Source organism: Gracilibacillus sp. JCM 18966 (assembly GCF_055392695.1).
In genome coordinates this window covers 1,510,196-1,524,692 of record NZ_AP043883.1, presented here as the reverse complement: position 1 = coordinate 1,524,692, position 14,497 = coordinate 1,510,196, and the positions used below count along the sequence as shown (strand labels likewise).

The following is a 14,497-nucleotide window of genomic DNA, read 5'->3' as shown; positions in this document are numbered from 1 at the left end:
AATCAAACAAATATTGGTGTCACGCTCATGCTTTATATATATCAAAATTCAAATTAAGGAGAGAACAAATAGACTATGACAAACGCTAATCAAGTCGCACAAAATTATGTGAACGATGTATTTGAAACAGTCAAAAAACGTAATCCTAATGAGAGCGAATTTCATCAGGCTGTCAAAGAAATCTTTGATTCATTAGTACCTGTTTTTGAAAAACAGCCTTTATATATGGAGCAAGGAATTTTGGAAAGAATGGTAGAACCAGAAAGAATTATTTCTTTCCGTGTACCTTGGGTTGATGATAATGGCAAAGTGCAAGTGAATCGTGGTTTCCGTGTTCAATTTAATAGTGCTATTGGCCCTTATAAAGGTGGACTTCGCTTTCACCCATCCGTTAATGCAAGTATTATTAAATTCTTAGGCTTTGAGCAAATTTTTAAAAACTCACTAACTGGGCAACCAATTGGTGGAGGTAAAGGTGGATCAGATTTTGACCCTAAAGGGAAATCTGATGGAGAAATTATGCGCTTCTGCCAAAGCTTCATGAGTGAGCTTTCTAAATATATCGGACCTGATACAGATGTACCAGCTGGTGATATCGGTGTAGGTGCGCGAGAAATTGGTTACTTATTCGGTCAATACAAAAAAATGCGTGGGCAAACAGCAGCAGGTGTCCTTACTGGTAAAGGACTCAATTATGGCGGAAGCTTAGCACGTACAGAAGCTACAGGATATGGTACTGTCTATTTCGTACAAGAAATGTTAAAAGATCAAGGTGATAGCTTCCAAGGAAAAACAGTAGTAGTATCAGGGTCTGGAAACGTGTCCATCTATGCCATAGAAAAGGCTACAGAGCTCGGTGCTAAGGTTGTAGCATGTAGTGACTCTAGTGGTTATATCTATGATAAAAATGGAATTAACCTTGAGACAGTTAAACGTCTTAAAGAAGTAGAGAGAAAACGTATCAAAGAATATGTAAATGAACATCCAGAAGCAGAATATACTGATGGATTCGAAGGAATCTGGTCCATCCCTTGCGATATCGCACTTCCATGTGCAACACAAAACGAATTAAACACGGAGTCTGCGAAGACATTAGTAGAAAATGGTGTCAAGGCTGTTGGAGAAGGGGCTAATATGCCTTCAACGCTTGAAGCAATTGATGTATTCTTAGAAAACAAGGTATTATTTGGACCTGCTAAGGCTGCCAATGCTGGTGGTGTTGCCGTTTCTGCATTAGAGATGGCTCAAAACAGTGCTAGACTTTCTTGGAAATTTGAAGAAGTGGATGAGAAATTGCAGGAAATCATGGAAAATATCTACAAAAACAGTATAACTGCTGCAGAGGATTATGGTCATCCAGGTAACCTAGTAGTCGGAGCAAACATCGCTGGATTCTTAAAAGTAGCAGATGCAATGGTTGCACAAGGTGTTATTTAATAAAAGAAATGGAACAAAAGTATAAAATAAATGATAAACTCTCCCTAAGGTATGTCTACCTTAGGGAGAGTATTTGTTTGTAATACATTAGTATATTTATCGTCCGTCTTATGATTCAACTATTTTAGTTATGCCTTCTTATTTCTATCTTCTCTCCATCAAATTTATTCCAACTCCCATACAGATAACTCCCATTAAGAACAGCGTAGCGAGTGATTGAACATTCTCTGCTAGTGATTGTTGATAGATTGTCACGCCTTTTAATGCATCCATCGCATAAGTAACAGGAATACCTTTAGAAAGAGCTAAAACAAAATGATTCTCCACAATTTCAATCGGCCAATAGGCGCCCCCAAGCATTGCCATACTCACTGCTACAATTGGTACGATAGCGCCTAGCTGGGAGGATTTCCTTACAAAACCGATCAAAAGCATCCCCAATGAGACAATAGCAAATGTGTATAGGGCAACAATGGATAGAATCTCTAGCCAATAAGAACCTATTTCGAAGCCAAACAAGTAGTAAAACATGACAAAAACAATGATTATCTGTGTCATCCCAATGATAAAGGAATAACTTAAATATCCGATGTATATTTGCCATTTTTTAATCGGAGATAAAATAAGGCGATCCCAGCTACCACGTTGTTTTTCTTCTGCTACCTCACTTAAAGTAAAAACAATCGTATAGATGGCAAAGAACAGAGTCATTCCAAATAATGCATGAAGCTTATTATCAAAAACAAAGAAATCTCCATCTGTTTCACCAACTGAAGCTTTTACAGTTACTGGTGGATTATTCTCTTTATTCTCTACAATCGTCTCAACTTGATTATTACCTGTCTGTTTTATCACTTGTTCTATTTGATTGTTTTCCATATATAAATTACTTAAAAATTGATCCACTATAGCTTGATTCGAATCCTTCGTGCCAGTGATAAAGGTGTAGGAGTCAGAGGAGACTCTTAGACCAAAAGAGGCATTGCCTAAAGCAACCTGCTCTTTAATAACCTTTTCCTTAATAGGTTGAAATGTAAAACCATCTAATTCATTTAACTCCTTGATCCAGTCATTTTGAGCTTCTTCGCTTATTTCATCAGAAAAACTAGTCGGAATAGGAATCGTGGATTGATCGGTTGATCCCCCGATAAAAAAAATGAATAGCATTGTCATCACAATCATCGATACAATCATTAAAGGCTGCCTTTTAAGACGCTGCCATTGCAGTATAAAAATCGATTTCATGTCACAGTCCTCCTTTTCGGGAAGATAAAAATACTACATAAAAAGATAACGAATGTAAGAATAGTTAAGCGAAGTAGATATGGAAAAATATCATCTAATGCCAGTCCTTGATTTGCGAGCATATATGCTTGCATAACCATGCCATTTGGTGTCCAACTCCCAATTGTTTGAATAATAGGAGGTAGCGTAGTTGTAGGGATAAAGCTTCCACCAAGTAATGCAAGCACACTTGTAATACCTGTAGCAAACATACTTGCTATGACACTTGAACCTGATCTAACGGTGATAGCAGTTAAAATGCCACCAATTGCCCCAATAGCTAATGCATACAAGACTGTGATCAGTCCTATTCTAAGGACTATTTCCCAAGAAAAAGGAAGAAATGATTGTAAAATAAGACTGGATAGGCCAAATAATAAACCTATCTGGATGACTGTTAAGACAACGACCGATAACACCTTGCCTGCTAAATAGTGAAAAGGGTGCTTTCCACTTAAATGAATTCGATCCACTACCTGCTGGTCGGTTTCTGTATAAGCTTTTGAAGCCATGGCAGAGGCAATATAGAAAGCAAACATTACTGCCATACCTATGGTGTAGTATTCCATAGAGGAGATTGGATCTCTATCTGTCACGGTTTCTTCTTTCCTTATATCCTCTAACACAACTGGCTCTAATGCAGCTTTATTTACCCCGTCCACACTGGCTAACGCTGTTTCAAAATTTAGTTTTTGGCTAAATTGTTCTACAATATTTTGAAAAATTGTGCCGATTAAATTGGCATGTTCTCCCTTTATAACCCTCAAGGTTGCCGTCACTTCTTCACCTAAGAAAACATTCTGTAATGTGTGATATGTGAAGTTATCTGGAATAATTAAGATGGAATCCACCTCTTGATCTGCTAATTGTTGCTTGGCATCCGCTTCTGACATTTTTTCTAGTACGATTTGTTCAGATAGATCATTTTCCAAAACCTCAAGTAGTATTGTTTTCGGTGAAAATGATTGTGCAGCTTCCATTAATGGTTGCTTCGCCTCATTAGGCAAAGAGGATTGCTGTAATTCTTGAGAGAATTCGGTGATCCCTTGCTCTGTCTTATCCTCTTCTACAAATGCAACTTTCATTTCAAAGGCACTTCCATCTCCGCCCATTAATCCTTTTAACGCAAATCCTAAGATCACGATCAAGACAAATGGCATTAATAAAATAGTGATTAATTCGGTTCGATCCCGCCATAATATCTTTAGATCTTTCTTCCAAAAAGTTAACATAAGTGCACCTCCTAATCACGCAAGCTTCGACCAGTTAAGTGTAAAAACACATCTTCTAATGAAGGAATTTGTACGTTCGCACTGAGTATTTGAACATGTTCCTTTTCCGCTAATTGAAAAATCCTTGCAAGATTCCTACTCTTCTTTGGAACGATTAGCTTTATATTACTTTCTGATTCGGTAACATTTAAAATCCAATCTTGTTGTGCTAGCAGTTTCGCGAAGGAGGCATTTGATTGATCAAGGGTAAGGTCAATGGTCTCTTCACTGGACAAAATACTCGTTAACTCCTCTTTCGTTCCTGTCGCAATCACATTGCCATGATCCATTATATAAATTCGATCACAAAGTTTCTCTACCTCCTCCATATAATGAGAAGTATATAGAACAGTCATTCCCTTCTCCTTGTTTAAGGTACGAACCATCTCTAGAATATAATTTCTAGACTGAGGATCAATACCAACCGTTGGCTCATCCATGATAACTATTTCAGGCTCGTGTAATAAGGCTACAGCTATATTGACACGTCGCTGCATCCCGCCAGAGTATTTTTTCACCTGCTCCTTTTGTCTATCTCTAAGCCCAACTAATTCTAGTACTTCCTGTGCTCTTCTTTCCAATTCCTTTCCACTAAGACGATATATCTTCCCGAAAAATTTCACGTTTTCGTAGGCAGATAGCTCCTTATATAAAGCTATTTCTTGAGGAACAACACCTAATATTGGTCGTATGATGTTCGGGTTTTTGATAATATCCTGCCCTTCCCATGTCACTGTCCCTGAGGTTGGTTTGACCAATGTAGCCATCATCGAAATCATGGTGGATTTACCTGCCCCATTTGGCCCTAATAACCCTATAGACTCTCCTTTTTGAAGATATAAATTTGCATCATCAACTGCTACTTGCTTTTTAAACACCTTGCGTAATGATACTGTTTCTAACATGCCAATCCCTCCTATATGTCCTTGACCATATCTCCTATTAATAAGTGTAATAAAAAAAAGACAGTACGAACACTGTCTCTAGTCATTTCTTTTATGACTCCAGTCACTATTTTATACATAGTCATTTTGAATAGCATAAATCGCGAGCTGAGTGCGATCTCTCAGATTTAATTTATGTAGTAATTGACTAATATGATTCTTCACCGTCCCGACGGATAATGCTAGCTCTGTTGCTATTTCTTTATTGTCCTTCCCTTCCCCTAGTAAGTACAAAATATCCTGCTCCCGCCTTGTTAAGCTAGGGTGTTCTTTCTTGCCAACAGCAGACTTTTTCTCCAACAGTTGTGGGATTACTTTACTCGCTACCTCCCCTGGTAACTGCAATCCACCCTTCATACAACCCTTGATCGCATGAATTAACCAGCTAGCATCCGCATCCTTTAATAAATATCCATGTACTCCTATTTTCAATGCTTCGACTGCATATGCTTCATCGTTAAAAGTTGTTAACATCATTATTTTCATTTCAGGCCATCTTCCAAGCATTTCTCTTGCGGCCTTTAAACCATCCATTTCCGGCATACGAACATCTAAAATGGCTATATCAAAATATTCTATTTCCCTTAGCTTTAAGGCTTCTTTCCCATTGCCTACTTCTCCAGTCACCTTTAAATCGGGATCTGTTTCGATCATCATTTTGATCCCTTGTCTCACCAATACCTGATCCTCTCCTAATAAGATTTTAATCAATTTTCCTCATCCTTTTGGTTAATCGGGAAGCTTCCCCGAACAATGAATTGACTATCATATGCGAGAACCTCCAAATGACCATTTATTGCTTGAAGTCTTTTTCGCATCGATTTTAGGCCAAATCCTTCTGTTAATTGTATCGGACGGGATAGCGCATTATGAACTTCCAGTCGAAAATGACTATTGCCAGGAGCCTCAAAAATGATCTCTGCTTTCTTTGAATCACTGTGACGCATCACATTGGTTAGTGCTTCTTGAATACACCGATAAACAACACTCGCCTGTGTTGGACTTAAAGATACAGAAAGCGCATTTTGTCTCATAGAAAAGGTAATCGAAAGGAAGTGTTCTGCTTCAATCTTCCGAATTAATTGAATAACGGCAGACATCCCAGTAATCTGTTCATTTTGTAGTGCCTTTACTGCTTGGCGTGTTTCGTTAAGACTTTCCTGCGCTAATGATTTTACCTGTTCCCAATCCTTTGGATCATTTTCGTTTTTAAGGCGAAATGTTTCAATTAACATAAGCAAATTGGTCAAGGAATGACCAGCTCGATCGTGAATCTCTCGACCGATTACTACTCGTTCCTGCTCTCTAATATGCTTTTCCTGTGTGATCGAATTACGTTTTAATTGCCGGTGTGTATGTAATAGAGTCTTATAACGCAGCTCTAATTCTCTTAATCTTGTAGCATTCATTTGATAGATCGATAATCCTATGGCTATTAATACATAGATGTAGCAAAAGATTAAACCATTAAAAAGGCTAAAATACGGATAAGTAAAAATGGTTAACAAAAGAAAAACAAGAATCATAATCGTCCAAAAGTAATGTTTTTGAAAGGTTTCTGCAGCACTTACTAAAACAAGAAGAAATAAAAGGAAAACGAAAGGATTGAGTGTTGAAAAACTAGGTAAAATAAAAGCTATGGTGATAATCACGAGAAAAAGCAGCCATAGAGTAAAATGCATCTTCTGTTTGTATTTTACGACAGAGGTAAAAAATAAAACCCCTAAGCCAAAAGCGGACATCATAAATAGAAAGGCAACACTACCTCCCGCTTGAACTCCCATCCATGTTGTCCCCGTCCAAGTGATAAACCAAATAATAAGCCATGCCCAGTAGAAATAACGCATCTTGATCCTCCATTTTCCTTAAACTAACGTCTGTAATTTCTCCGATGGTAAGAAGTCTTCCTTTATTATAAACTGGTTGTGAACGAAATGCACCGTTGATTTAGTGAATGATCTGAAAACAGATTACTAGCAACCTCCTTCTTTCTATTTTATACTATTTAAGAAAGCGCTTAAAATATAACAAGGAGTGATCGATATGCAATACCGCCGTTTAGGAAATACTGGATTAAAAGTAAGTGAAATTAGTCTAGGAAGCTGGCTTACATATGGAGGGTATGTTGAAGAAGAGAAAGCAATCGCCTCTATTGATAAAGCCTATGAGCTTGGCATTAACTTTTTTGATACAGCAAATGTCTATATGCGAGGGGATGCAGAAAAGGTCGTCGGTAAAGCATTAAGAAAATACCCGAGGAGCTCCTATGTGCTTGCGACAAAAGTTTTCGGAAAAATGGGAGATGGTCCAAACGACCACGGCTTATCGAGAAAACACATCGTAGAACAATGTGACGCGAGCTTAAAGCGACTTGGACTTGACTATATCGATATCTACTATTGTCACAGATACCACCAAGACACCCCTTTAGAGGAAACATTACGAGCGCTTGATGATTTAATTAGACAAGGAAAAGTTTTATATATCGGTGTTAGTGAATGGTCGGCAGAGCAAATGACAGAAGCTATTCATCTAGCTGACAAAAAATTGCTTGATCGTATTGTCGTCAATCAACCGAATTACAGTATGCTTCAACGCTACATCGAAAAAGAAGTGATCCCTGTAGGTAAAAAGCATGGAATTGGACAAGTTGTCTTCTCTCCACTTGCACAGGGTGTACTAACTGGTAAATATAAAAAAGGACAAGCAATTCCTGAAAACAGTCGGGCAGCTCAAAAGGATATGAATCTATCACGTATTCTAACGGAAGACAATCTAGAGAAAGTAGAAAAATTGAAGGCCATTGCTGCAAATGAAAACCTATCCCTTGCTCAATTAGCCATTGCGTGGATCCTACGTCAAGAAAATGTAGCGAGCGCACTTGTGGGAGCAAGTCGTCCAGAACAAATCGAAGAAAATGCAAAGGCATCTGGCATCACACTTTCCCAAGAGACATTAGCTAAAACAGAGGAAATTCTCGGTTAAGGTGATAAAATGGGCGGTCTAGCTGCCCATTTTCGTCCCATCTATTGGACTATTTGCATATATATAAAAATATATATTAACAATTTTTACAAAAAATCATGTTGACATTTCCTGTTATTCGGTTTATCATTACATTAAATATTCATAAAAGGAATTCTTATCCAGAGAGGTGGAGGGGCAGGCCCAGTGAATCCTCGGCAACAGGTTCTTACAAATGAACACTGTGCCAAATCCTGCGGGACAGCTTTAGGTTGTATCCCGAAAGATAAGAAGTGTAGATTGATTACAAGACTTCTTATCTGAACAGATAAGAAGTTTTTTTGATGAGAAAGACGATTAAAAGGAGGAGAAATATGTCAGAACAAGCAATTACCTATGCTCATTATGAAGAAAGTTTTTGGAATGAGTTCACGCCTGGTGAAGATGACCCGACAAAAGGGGCTGAGCAAATCATTAATTGGGCTTACAAAAGCTATGGAGACTCACTCGTTTATGCTTGTAGCTTTGGGGCAGAAAGTATGGTCCTAATAGACTTAATTGCTAGAGTGAAGCCAGATGCTTCATTAGTTTTTCTCGACACAGGCTTACATTTTCAAGAAACCTATGATCTGATTGATGAAGTGAAAAACAAATATCCTTCCTTACAAATAACGATGAAGCAACCTGAATTAACAGTAGAGGAGCAAGCAGAAAAACATGGATCCGCTCTTTGGAAGAGAAATCCTGATCAATGCTGCTACCTTCGAAAAGTAAAACCATTAGAGGAGGTTCTGAGCGGAGCTGTTGCTTGGATATCCGGACTTAGAAGAGAGCAATCCCTAAGTCGTGCGAAGACTCAATTTGTTAACAAGGATGAAAGATTCCAATCTGTTAAAATATGTCCCCTTATCTATTGGACCTGGGATGATGTTTGGGACTACATCAAAAAACACAACCTCCCATACAACGCTTTACATGATCAGAACTTTCCAAGCATTGGATGTATACCTTGTACCTCCCCTGTCACTAATTCAGACGATGAGCGTGCTGGTAGATGGAGTTCCTTTAACAAAACAGAATGTGGTTTACACACTACAACGACACCATAGAAAATAGATGGTTAAATTTTTATGTCTATAACTAAGTAAAACTATCGGAATAATGAAAATCAAATAATATTCCCATAACATAATATAATGGAGAGGTGATCTTATTGGCCTTACAAGTGGTTAACAGCCCATTTGATGAACGACAAACAGAAATTTTAAATCAATTATTGCCAACCTTAAACGATGCACAGAAAAATTGGCTTGCCGGCTACCTTGCTGCATCTCAATCAGCAGCACCACCTGAAACGACGAAGCAAGTGACTAAAACGAGCGAGACAGCAACAAGAACCATTACTATCTTATATGGATCAGAAACAGGGAACAGTCAAACAATTGCCGAACAGTTGAATGATCAATTAAAGGCATCGGATCGAAAAACCGTGATTTCAAGCATGGATGATTTTAAGGCAAAGAAATTAAAAGAAGTGGAGGATCTCTTAATTGTTACCGCAACACACGGTGAAGGAGATCCACCAGATAATGCGATACAATTCCATGAGTTTTTATTAGGGAGAAAAGCACCTAAGTTAGATAGTGTAAGATTCTCTGTCCTCTCTTTAGGGGATGAATCCTATGAGCATTTCTGCCAAACAGGGAAGGATTTTGACAAACGTTTAGAGGAATTAGGTGCAACACGTATTCACCCACGCGTGGATTGTGATGTCGATTATGAAGAATTAGCCGAGGAATGGATGAATGGTGTATTAAAAGTATTAAACGAGGACAGCCAAACTCAGGCTTCAGAGCAGCAGGTCGCCTCCTCCCCTGCAGAAGCACCAATATACTCCAAGAGTAATCCATACCCAGCAGAGGTCCTAGAAAATATAGACCTAAGTGGAAGAGGCTCGAACAAGGAAACGAGACATATTGAATTGTCATTAGAAAACTCTAACCTAAGCTATGAACCAGGCGATTGTCTAGCTATCTATCCAAAGAACAATCCCGAGCTTGTTCAGGCAGTCATCAATAAACTAGATTGGAATGCAGAACAAACGATACCTATAAATAAGCAAGGGGAAATTCGCTCGATCCAAGAGGCATTAACCTCTATCTTTGAAATTACAAAACTAACAAAAGGAATGCTCGAAAAAGCTGCAGGATTTTTTGATAATGAAAAGCTTACCAAGCTAATAGAGGATAGTGACAAGATGAGGGAATATATACATGGCAGGGACTTACTAGATCTAATCCTTGATTTCACACCGAGCAATTTGGACCCTGCCTCCCTTATGCACTGGTTAAGGAAAATTCCTGCAAGACAATATTCGATCTCAAGCAGTTATAAGGCAAATCCTGATGAAGTTCACTTAACGATTGCTACGGTTCGCTACCACACCCATGGACGTGATCGTCATGGCGTGTGCTCAGGCGAGATTGCAGAGAGAATTCAACCTGGTGATCAATTGAATGTATATGTTCATCGAAATCCGAATTTTAAGTTTCCTTTTGATGATAGCACACCTGTTATTATGATTGGTCCAGGAACAGGAGTTGCTCCATTCAGAGGATATATAGAGGAACGAGAAGAGCTTGAATTAAAGGGGAAAACCTGGCTATTCTTTGGTGATCAACACTTCCGATCAGACTTTTTATACCAGGTCGATTGGCAAAATTGGCTAAAGAATGGCTATCTAAGCAGGATGGATGTTGCATTTTCAAGAGATTCTGCTGAAAAGATATATGTGCAGCATCGAATGCTAGAAAAAGCAAAAGAATTATTTTCCTGGCTGGAACAAGGTGCACATATATATGTTTGCGGAGATGAAAAGCGAATGGCAAAGGATGTGCATCAAACACTCCTAACCATTATTGAACAAGAAGGAAAGCTTAGCTCTACAGAGGCAGAAGCCTTTTTGAATCAATTAAAGCAAGAAAAAAGATACCAACGTGATGTCTATTAACACAGAGGAATCAGGAGTCTAATAAGAAATAGGGAGAGGAGAAGTTTTATGGCAAATCAAGATCAAAAGAAGCTTGATCCAATAGAAAAATTAAAAGAAGATAGTCGATTCCTAAGAGGGACAATAAAAGAAGGCTTAGAAGACCCACTAACTGCCGCTATTTCCGATGATGATACAAAGCTTTTAAAATTCCACGGGAGCTATCAGCAGGATGATCGAGATGTAAGAGATGAAAGAAGAAAACAAAAATTAGAGCCTGCCTATCAATTTATGCTTCGTGTGGCTATTCCTGGGGGTGTCGCTACACCAAAACAATGGCTGGCAGTCGATGATCTTGCCCAAAGATATGGGGATCATTCGATTAAATTAACCACGAGACAGGCATTCCAGCTTCATGGTATTTTGAAATGGAATCTAAAGGACACGATTAAAACCATTAATGAAGAGCTAATGACGACCATTGCAGCCTGTGGTGATGTCAACCGTAATGTGATGTGTAATCCGAATCCATACCAGTCGGAGGTTCATGAACAAATACAAAACTGGGCTCAACGTATTAGTGACTACCTTTCACCTAAAACGGGTGCCTATCATGAGATATGGCTAGATAATGAGAAAATCATCGATTCCAAACAAGAGGAAGAACCGATCTATGGCAAAACCTATCTACCACGAAAATTTAAAATCGGAATTGCCGCACCTCCTTCCAATGATATTGATGTCTTTTCACAGGATCTTGGACTCATTGCGATTATTGAGAACAATGAAGTGATCGGCTTTAACATTACGGTAGGTGGTGGAATGGGCTCTACCCATGGCAATACAAATACTTACCCACAATTAGGAAGAATTGCTGGCTATTGCGCAAAAGAGAATGTAATTGATGTAGCTGAAAAGGTCGTAACAATCCAACGAGATTATGGTAATCGAAGCGACCGTAAAAATGCCCGATTTAAATATACGATTGATCGCTATGGCTTGGATTGGTTTAAAGAAGAACTCACTAATCGCCTCGGATACGAGCTAGAAGAAGCGAAGCCCTATCACTTTGACCATAATGGAGATCGTTATGGCTGGGTAAAAGGGAAAAACAGATGGCATCTTACCTTATTTATTGAGAATGGGCGTGTGAAGGATACAGAGGATTATAAGTTAATGACAGGACTGCGTGAGATTGCCAATATTCATACCGGAGACTTCCGCCTTACACCAAATCAAAATTTAGTTATTGCCAATGTTACCCCACAGAAAAAGCAAAAAATTCAGGAAATCATCGATGCTTATGGCCTAACAGAGGGAAAGCAATATTCAGGGCTGCGGAAAAATTCGATTGCATGTGTGGCGCTTCCCACTTGTGGCCTAGCAATGGCAGAATCTGAGCGCTACCTCCCTTCTTTAATCGACAAGATTGAAGATATTTTGGAGAAAGAAGGCTTAAAAGAGCAAGAAATCGTAATCCGTATGTCCGGCTGTCCAAACGGATGCGCAAGGCCAGCGCTCGCAGAGATTGCCTTCATCGGCAAAGCACCAGGTAAGTATAATCTTTATTTAGGTGGAAGCTTTATTGGGGACAGACTAAACCAATTATATAAGGAAAATATCGCAGAAGCAGAAATACTAGCAACCCTCCAAGAATTATTTAGAGAATATGCTACAGAAAAGGAAGAAGATGAGTATTTCGGTGACTTCGTTATTCGTAAAGGCTATGTCGATGCTGTTTATGATGGACGAAACTTCCACAAAGAAAAGAAAGGAGTCTTATAATGACCGTATTAAAAGAAGAAGCAAAGCAAACAATAGCCGCTCACGGCGGGAAATTAGTTAACAGAGAACTAAAAGGGGCGGAACGAGAAAAAGCAATAGAAAGAGCGCAAGATTATCCATCACTTACTATCAATAAATGGGGCGTATCTGATTTAGAATTAATTTCGATTGGTGGCTTTAGTCCACTCACGGGCTTTTTGGGAGAGAATGATTATCTCGAGGTCGTAGACAATTTACACCTTGCTGATGGTACTGTCTGGAGTATTCCGATTACACTTGCCGTTACAGAAGAAGAGGTCGATAAACTAACGATTGGAAAGCCTGTTGCCCTATATGGTGAAGACGGTGTATTATACGGTATTCTCGATTTGGAGGAAGCCTATCGCTATGACAAAAAGAAAGAAGCTCAAAATGTTTATGGTACAACAGATGATTCCCATCCTGGCGTCAAAAAGCTTTATGAAAAAGGCGACATTTACTTAGCTGGGCCGATTCATTTAGTGAATCGGCCAGAGCACGAAGGATTTGAGGATTTTTATTTAGATCCTATTGAAACTCGCCAGCTCTTCCAGGATCTTGGCTGGAAAACAGTTGTCGGCTTCCAAACGAGAAATCCTGTTCACCGTGCGCATGAATATATCCAAAAATGTGCATTGGAGTCTGTCGATGGTCTTTTGTTAAATCCATTAGTGGGGGAGACAAAGGCTGATGATATCCCTGCAGATATTCGAATGGAAAGCTATCAAGCGATATTAAAACACTATTACCCTAAGAATCGTACGAGACTAGTTATTTATCCAGCAGCTATGCGTTATGCTGGTCCAAGAGAAGCGATTTTACATGCTACTGTTCGTAAAAATTATGGCTGTACGCACTTCATCGTCGGGCGTGATCATGCAGGAGTTGGTGATTTCTACGGAACCTATGAGGCACAAGAGTTAATTGCTCAATATGAGGAAGAATTAGGTATTCACATTTTCAAATTTGAGCATGCCTTCTTCTGTACAAAATGTGAGAACATGGCCACCCAAAAAACCTGTCCTCATGATAAAGAAGATCATGTTCATCTAAGTGGTACAAAGGTAAGAGAAAAGCTACGTAATGGTGAGCCTCTACCTCGACAATTCTCTCGTCCTGAGGTAGCAGAAATATTAATTAAAGGGCTGCAGAGAGGGGCTAAAGCATGACAAAGGCAACCAATATTGTGTGGCATGAATCGGCGATTACGAAAGAGGATCGCTTAAAGCTAAATGACCACCAAAGTCCAGTGCTTTGGTTTACAGGTCTATCTGGATCAGGAAAATCAACGATCACTGTAGCGTTAGAAAAGGCACTATATGAAAAGGGAATTCGCACATACCGCTTGGATGGTGACAACATTCGTCATGGGTTAAATAATAACCTAGGGTTTAGTCCAGAAGATCGCAAAGAGAATATCCGTCGTATCGGAGAGGTCTCCAAATTAATGAGTGATGCAGGTCTGATTACACTAACCGCCTTTATTTCTCCTTATCGAGAAGATCGAGATAATGTGCGACAACTATTAGCAAAAGGAGATTTTATCGAGGTCTATATCAAATGCAGCTTAGAAAGCTGTGAAGCTAGAGACCCTAAAGGGCTTTACCAAAAAGCGCGTTCAGGTGAAATTAAACAGTTTACTGGTATCGATGCACCTTATGAAGAGCCCTTGCATCCAGAGCTAGTCGTGAATACAGAACAAAACTCCATTGAGGAGTCGGTAGATATAATCCTTGCATATTTACGAACCAATCAATATATCTAAGCTGAATCGGTTGAAGTTAGAGCAACTAGCTTCAATCGAT

12 protein-coding genes and 1 riboswitch are annotated in these 14,497 nt (G+C 39.1%); of the genes, 7 read left to right on the top strand and 5 right to left on the bottom strand.

What is annotated here, in order from left to right:
* Positions 1-75: 75 nt before the first annotated feature.
* Positions 76-1,437 carry an NADP-specific glutamate dehydrogenase gene (gene gdhA, locus ACZ5N5_RS07370; protein WP_464373569.1) on the top strand — a complete coding sequence of 454 codons (1,362 nt, stop codon included), beginning with the start codon at positions 76-78 and terminating at the stop codon, positions 1,435-1,437.
* A gap of 144 nt (positions 1,438-1,581) precedes the next feature.
* On the opposite strand, the gene ACZ5N5_RS07365 is transcribed toward gdhA, so the two are convergent.
* The 5 genes from ACZ5N5_RS07365 to ACZ5N5_RS07345 form a co-directional block, all read right to left on the bottom strand.
* Positions 1,582-2,682 carry an ABC transporter permease gene (locus tag ACZ5N5_RS07365; RefSeq protein WP_464373568.1) on the bottom strand — a complete coding sequence of 367 codons (1,101 nt, stop codon included), beginning with the start codon at positions 2,680-2,682 and terminating at the stop codon, positions 1,582-1,584.
* Positions 2,679-3,953: an ABC transporter permease gene (locus ACZ5N5_RS07360; protein ID WP_464373567.1), complete on the bottom strand. Its 1,275-nt coding sequence runs from the start codon at positions 3,951-3,953 to the stop codon at positions 2,679-2,681. The genes ACZ5N5_RS07365 and ACZ5N5_RS07360 overlap by 4 nt, the downstream gene beginning before the upstream one ends.
* Before the next feature lie 11 nt (positions 3,954-3,964).
* Positions 3,965-4,897 (bottom strand): ABC transporter ATP-binding protein, encoded by a 933-nt coding sequence (locus tag ACZ5N5_RS07355; RefSeq protein ID WP_464373566.1) that lies wholly within the window; start codon positions 4,895-4,897, stop codon positions 3,965-3,967.
* Positions 4,898-5,008: 111 nt separating this feature from the next.
* The gene (locus ACZ5N5_RS07350; protein ID WP_054788281.1) at positions 5,009-5,647 is read right to left on the bottom strand and encodes a response regulator; all 639 of its coding nucleotides are present in this window, start codon (positions 5,645-5,647) and stop codon (positions 5,009-5,011) included.
* Complete coding sequence (locus ACZ5N5_RS07345) at positions 5,644-6,783, bottom strand: histidine kinase (protein WP_464373565.1); 1,140 nt, start codon at positions 6,781-6,783, stop codon at positions 5,644-5,646. The genes ACZ5N5_RS07350 and ACZ5N5_RS07345 overlap by 4 nt, the downstream gene beginning before the upstream one ends.
* Positions 6,784-6,979: 196 nt before the next feature.
* Between ACZ5N5_RS07345 and ACZ5N5_RS07340 the strand changes: the two genes are divergently transcribed.
* From ACZ5N5_RS07340 to cysC, 6 genes are all read left to right on the top strand, one after another.
* On the top strand, positions 6,980-7,921 hold the full coding sequence (locus tag ACZ5N5_RS07340; protein ID WP_109983133.1) for an aldo/keto reductase family protein: 942 nt from the start codon (positions 6,980-6,982) through the stop codon (positions 7,919-7,921).
* A 154-nt stretch (positions 7,922-8,075) separates the two neighbouring features.
* Positions 8,076-8,193: riboswitch (SAM riboswitch) on the top strand.
* An 81-nt stretch (positions 8,194-8,274) separates the two neighbouring features.
* Positions 8,275-9,009, top strand: coding sequence for a phosphoadenylyl-sulfate reductase (locus ACZ5N5_RS07335; protein ID WP_109983134.1), 735 nt, complete (start codon positions 8,275-8,277; stop codon positions 9,007-9,009).
* Between the two features lie 104 nt (positions 9,010-9,113).
* Positions 9,114-10,910, top strand: coding sequence for an assimilatory sulfite reductase (NADPH) flavoprotein subunit (locus tag ACZ5N5_RS07330; protein WP_464373564.1), 1,797 nt, complete (start codon positions 9,114-9,116; stop codon positions 10,908-10,910).
* Between the two features lie 48 nt (positions 10,911-10,958).
* A complete protein-coding gene (gene cysI, locus ACZ5N5_RS07325; protein WP_464373563.1) occupies positions 10,959-12,674 on the top strand; it encodes an assimilatory sulfite reductase (NADPH) hemoprotein subunit in 1,716 nt (571 codons plus the stop codon).
* Complete coding sequence (gene sat / locus ACZ5N5_RS07320) at positions 12,674-13,861, top strand: sulfate adenylyltransferase (RefSeq protein ID WP_464373562.1); 1,188 nt, start codon at positions 12,674-12,676, stop codon at positions 13,859-13,861. Before cysI ends, sat begins: the two co-directional genes overlap by 1 nt.
* The gene (gene cysC, locus ACZ5N5_RS07315) at positions 13,858-14,457 is read left to right on the top strand and encodes an adenylyl-sulfate kinase (protein WP_054788284.1); all 600 of its coding nucleotides are present in this window, start codon (positions 13,858-13,860) and stop codon (positions 14,455-14,457) included. Before sat ends, cysC begins: the two co-directional genes overlap by 4 nt.
* Positions 14,458-14,497: the final 40 nt, after the last annotated feature.

Bases quoted from the DNA above. Each gene is read 5' to 3' on its own strand.
- gdhA (WP_464373569.1), top strand. From the start codon at position 76: ATGACAAACGCTAATCAAGTCGCACAAAATTATGTGAACGATGTATTT.
- ACZ5N5_RS07365 (WP_464373568.1), bottom strand. From the start codon at position 2,682: ATGAAATCGATTTTTATACTGCAATGGCAGCGTCTTAAAAGGCAGCCT.
- ACZ5N5_RS07360 (WP_464373567.1), bottom strand. From the start codon at position 3,953: ATGTTAACTTTTTGGAAGAAAGATCTAAAGATATTATGGCGGGATCGA.
- ACZ5N5_RS07355 (WP_464373566.1), bottom strand. From the start codon at position 4,897: ATGTTAGAAACAGTATCATTACGCAAGGTGTTTAAAAAGCAAGTAGCA.
- ACZ5N5_RS07345 (WP_464373565.1), bottom strand. From the start codon at position 6,783: ATGCGTTATTTCTACTGGGCATGGCTTATTATTTGGTTTATCACTTGG.
- ACZ5N5_RS07340 (WP_109983133.1), top strand. From the start codon at position 6,980: ATGCAATACCGCCGTTTAGGAAATACTGGATTAAAAGTAAGTGAAATT.
- ACZ5N5_RS07335 (WP_109983134.1), top strand. From the start codon at position 8,275: ATGTCAGAACAAGCAATTACCTATGCTCATTATGAAGAAAGTTTTTGG.
- cysI (WP_464373563.1), top strand. From the start codon at position 10,959: ATGGCAAATCAAGATCAAAAGAAGCTTGATCCAATAGAAAAATTAAAA.
- sat (WP_464373562.1), top strand. From the start codon at position 12,674: ATGACCGTATTAAAAGAAGAAGCAAAGCAAACAATAGCCGCTCACGGC.
- cysC (WP_054788284.1), top strand. From the start codon at position 13,858: ATGACAAAGGCAACCAATATTGTGTGGCATGAATCGGCGATTACGAAA.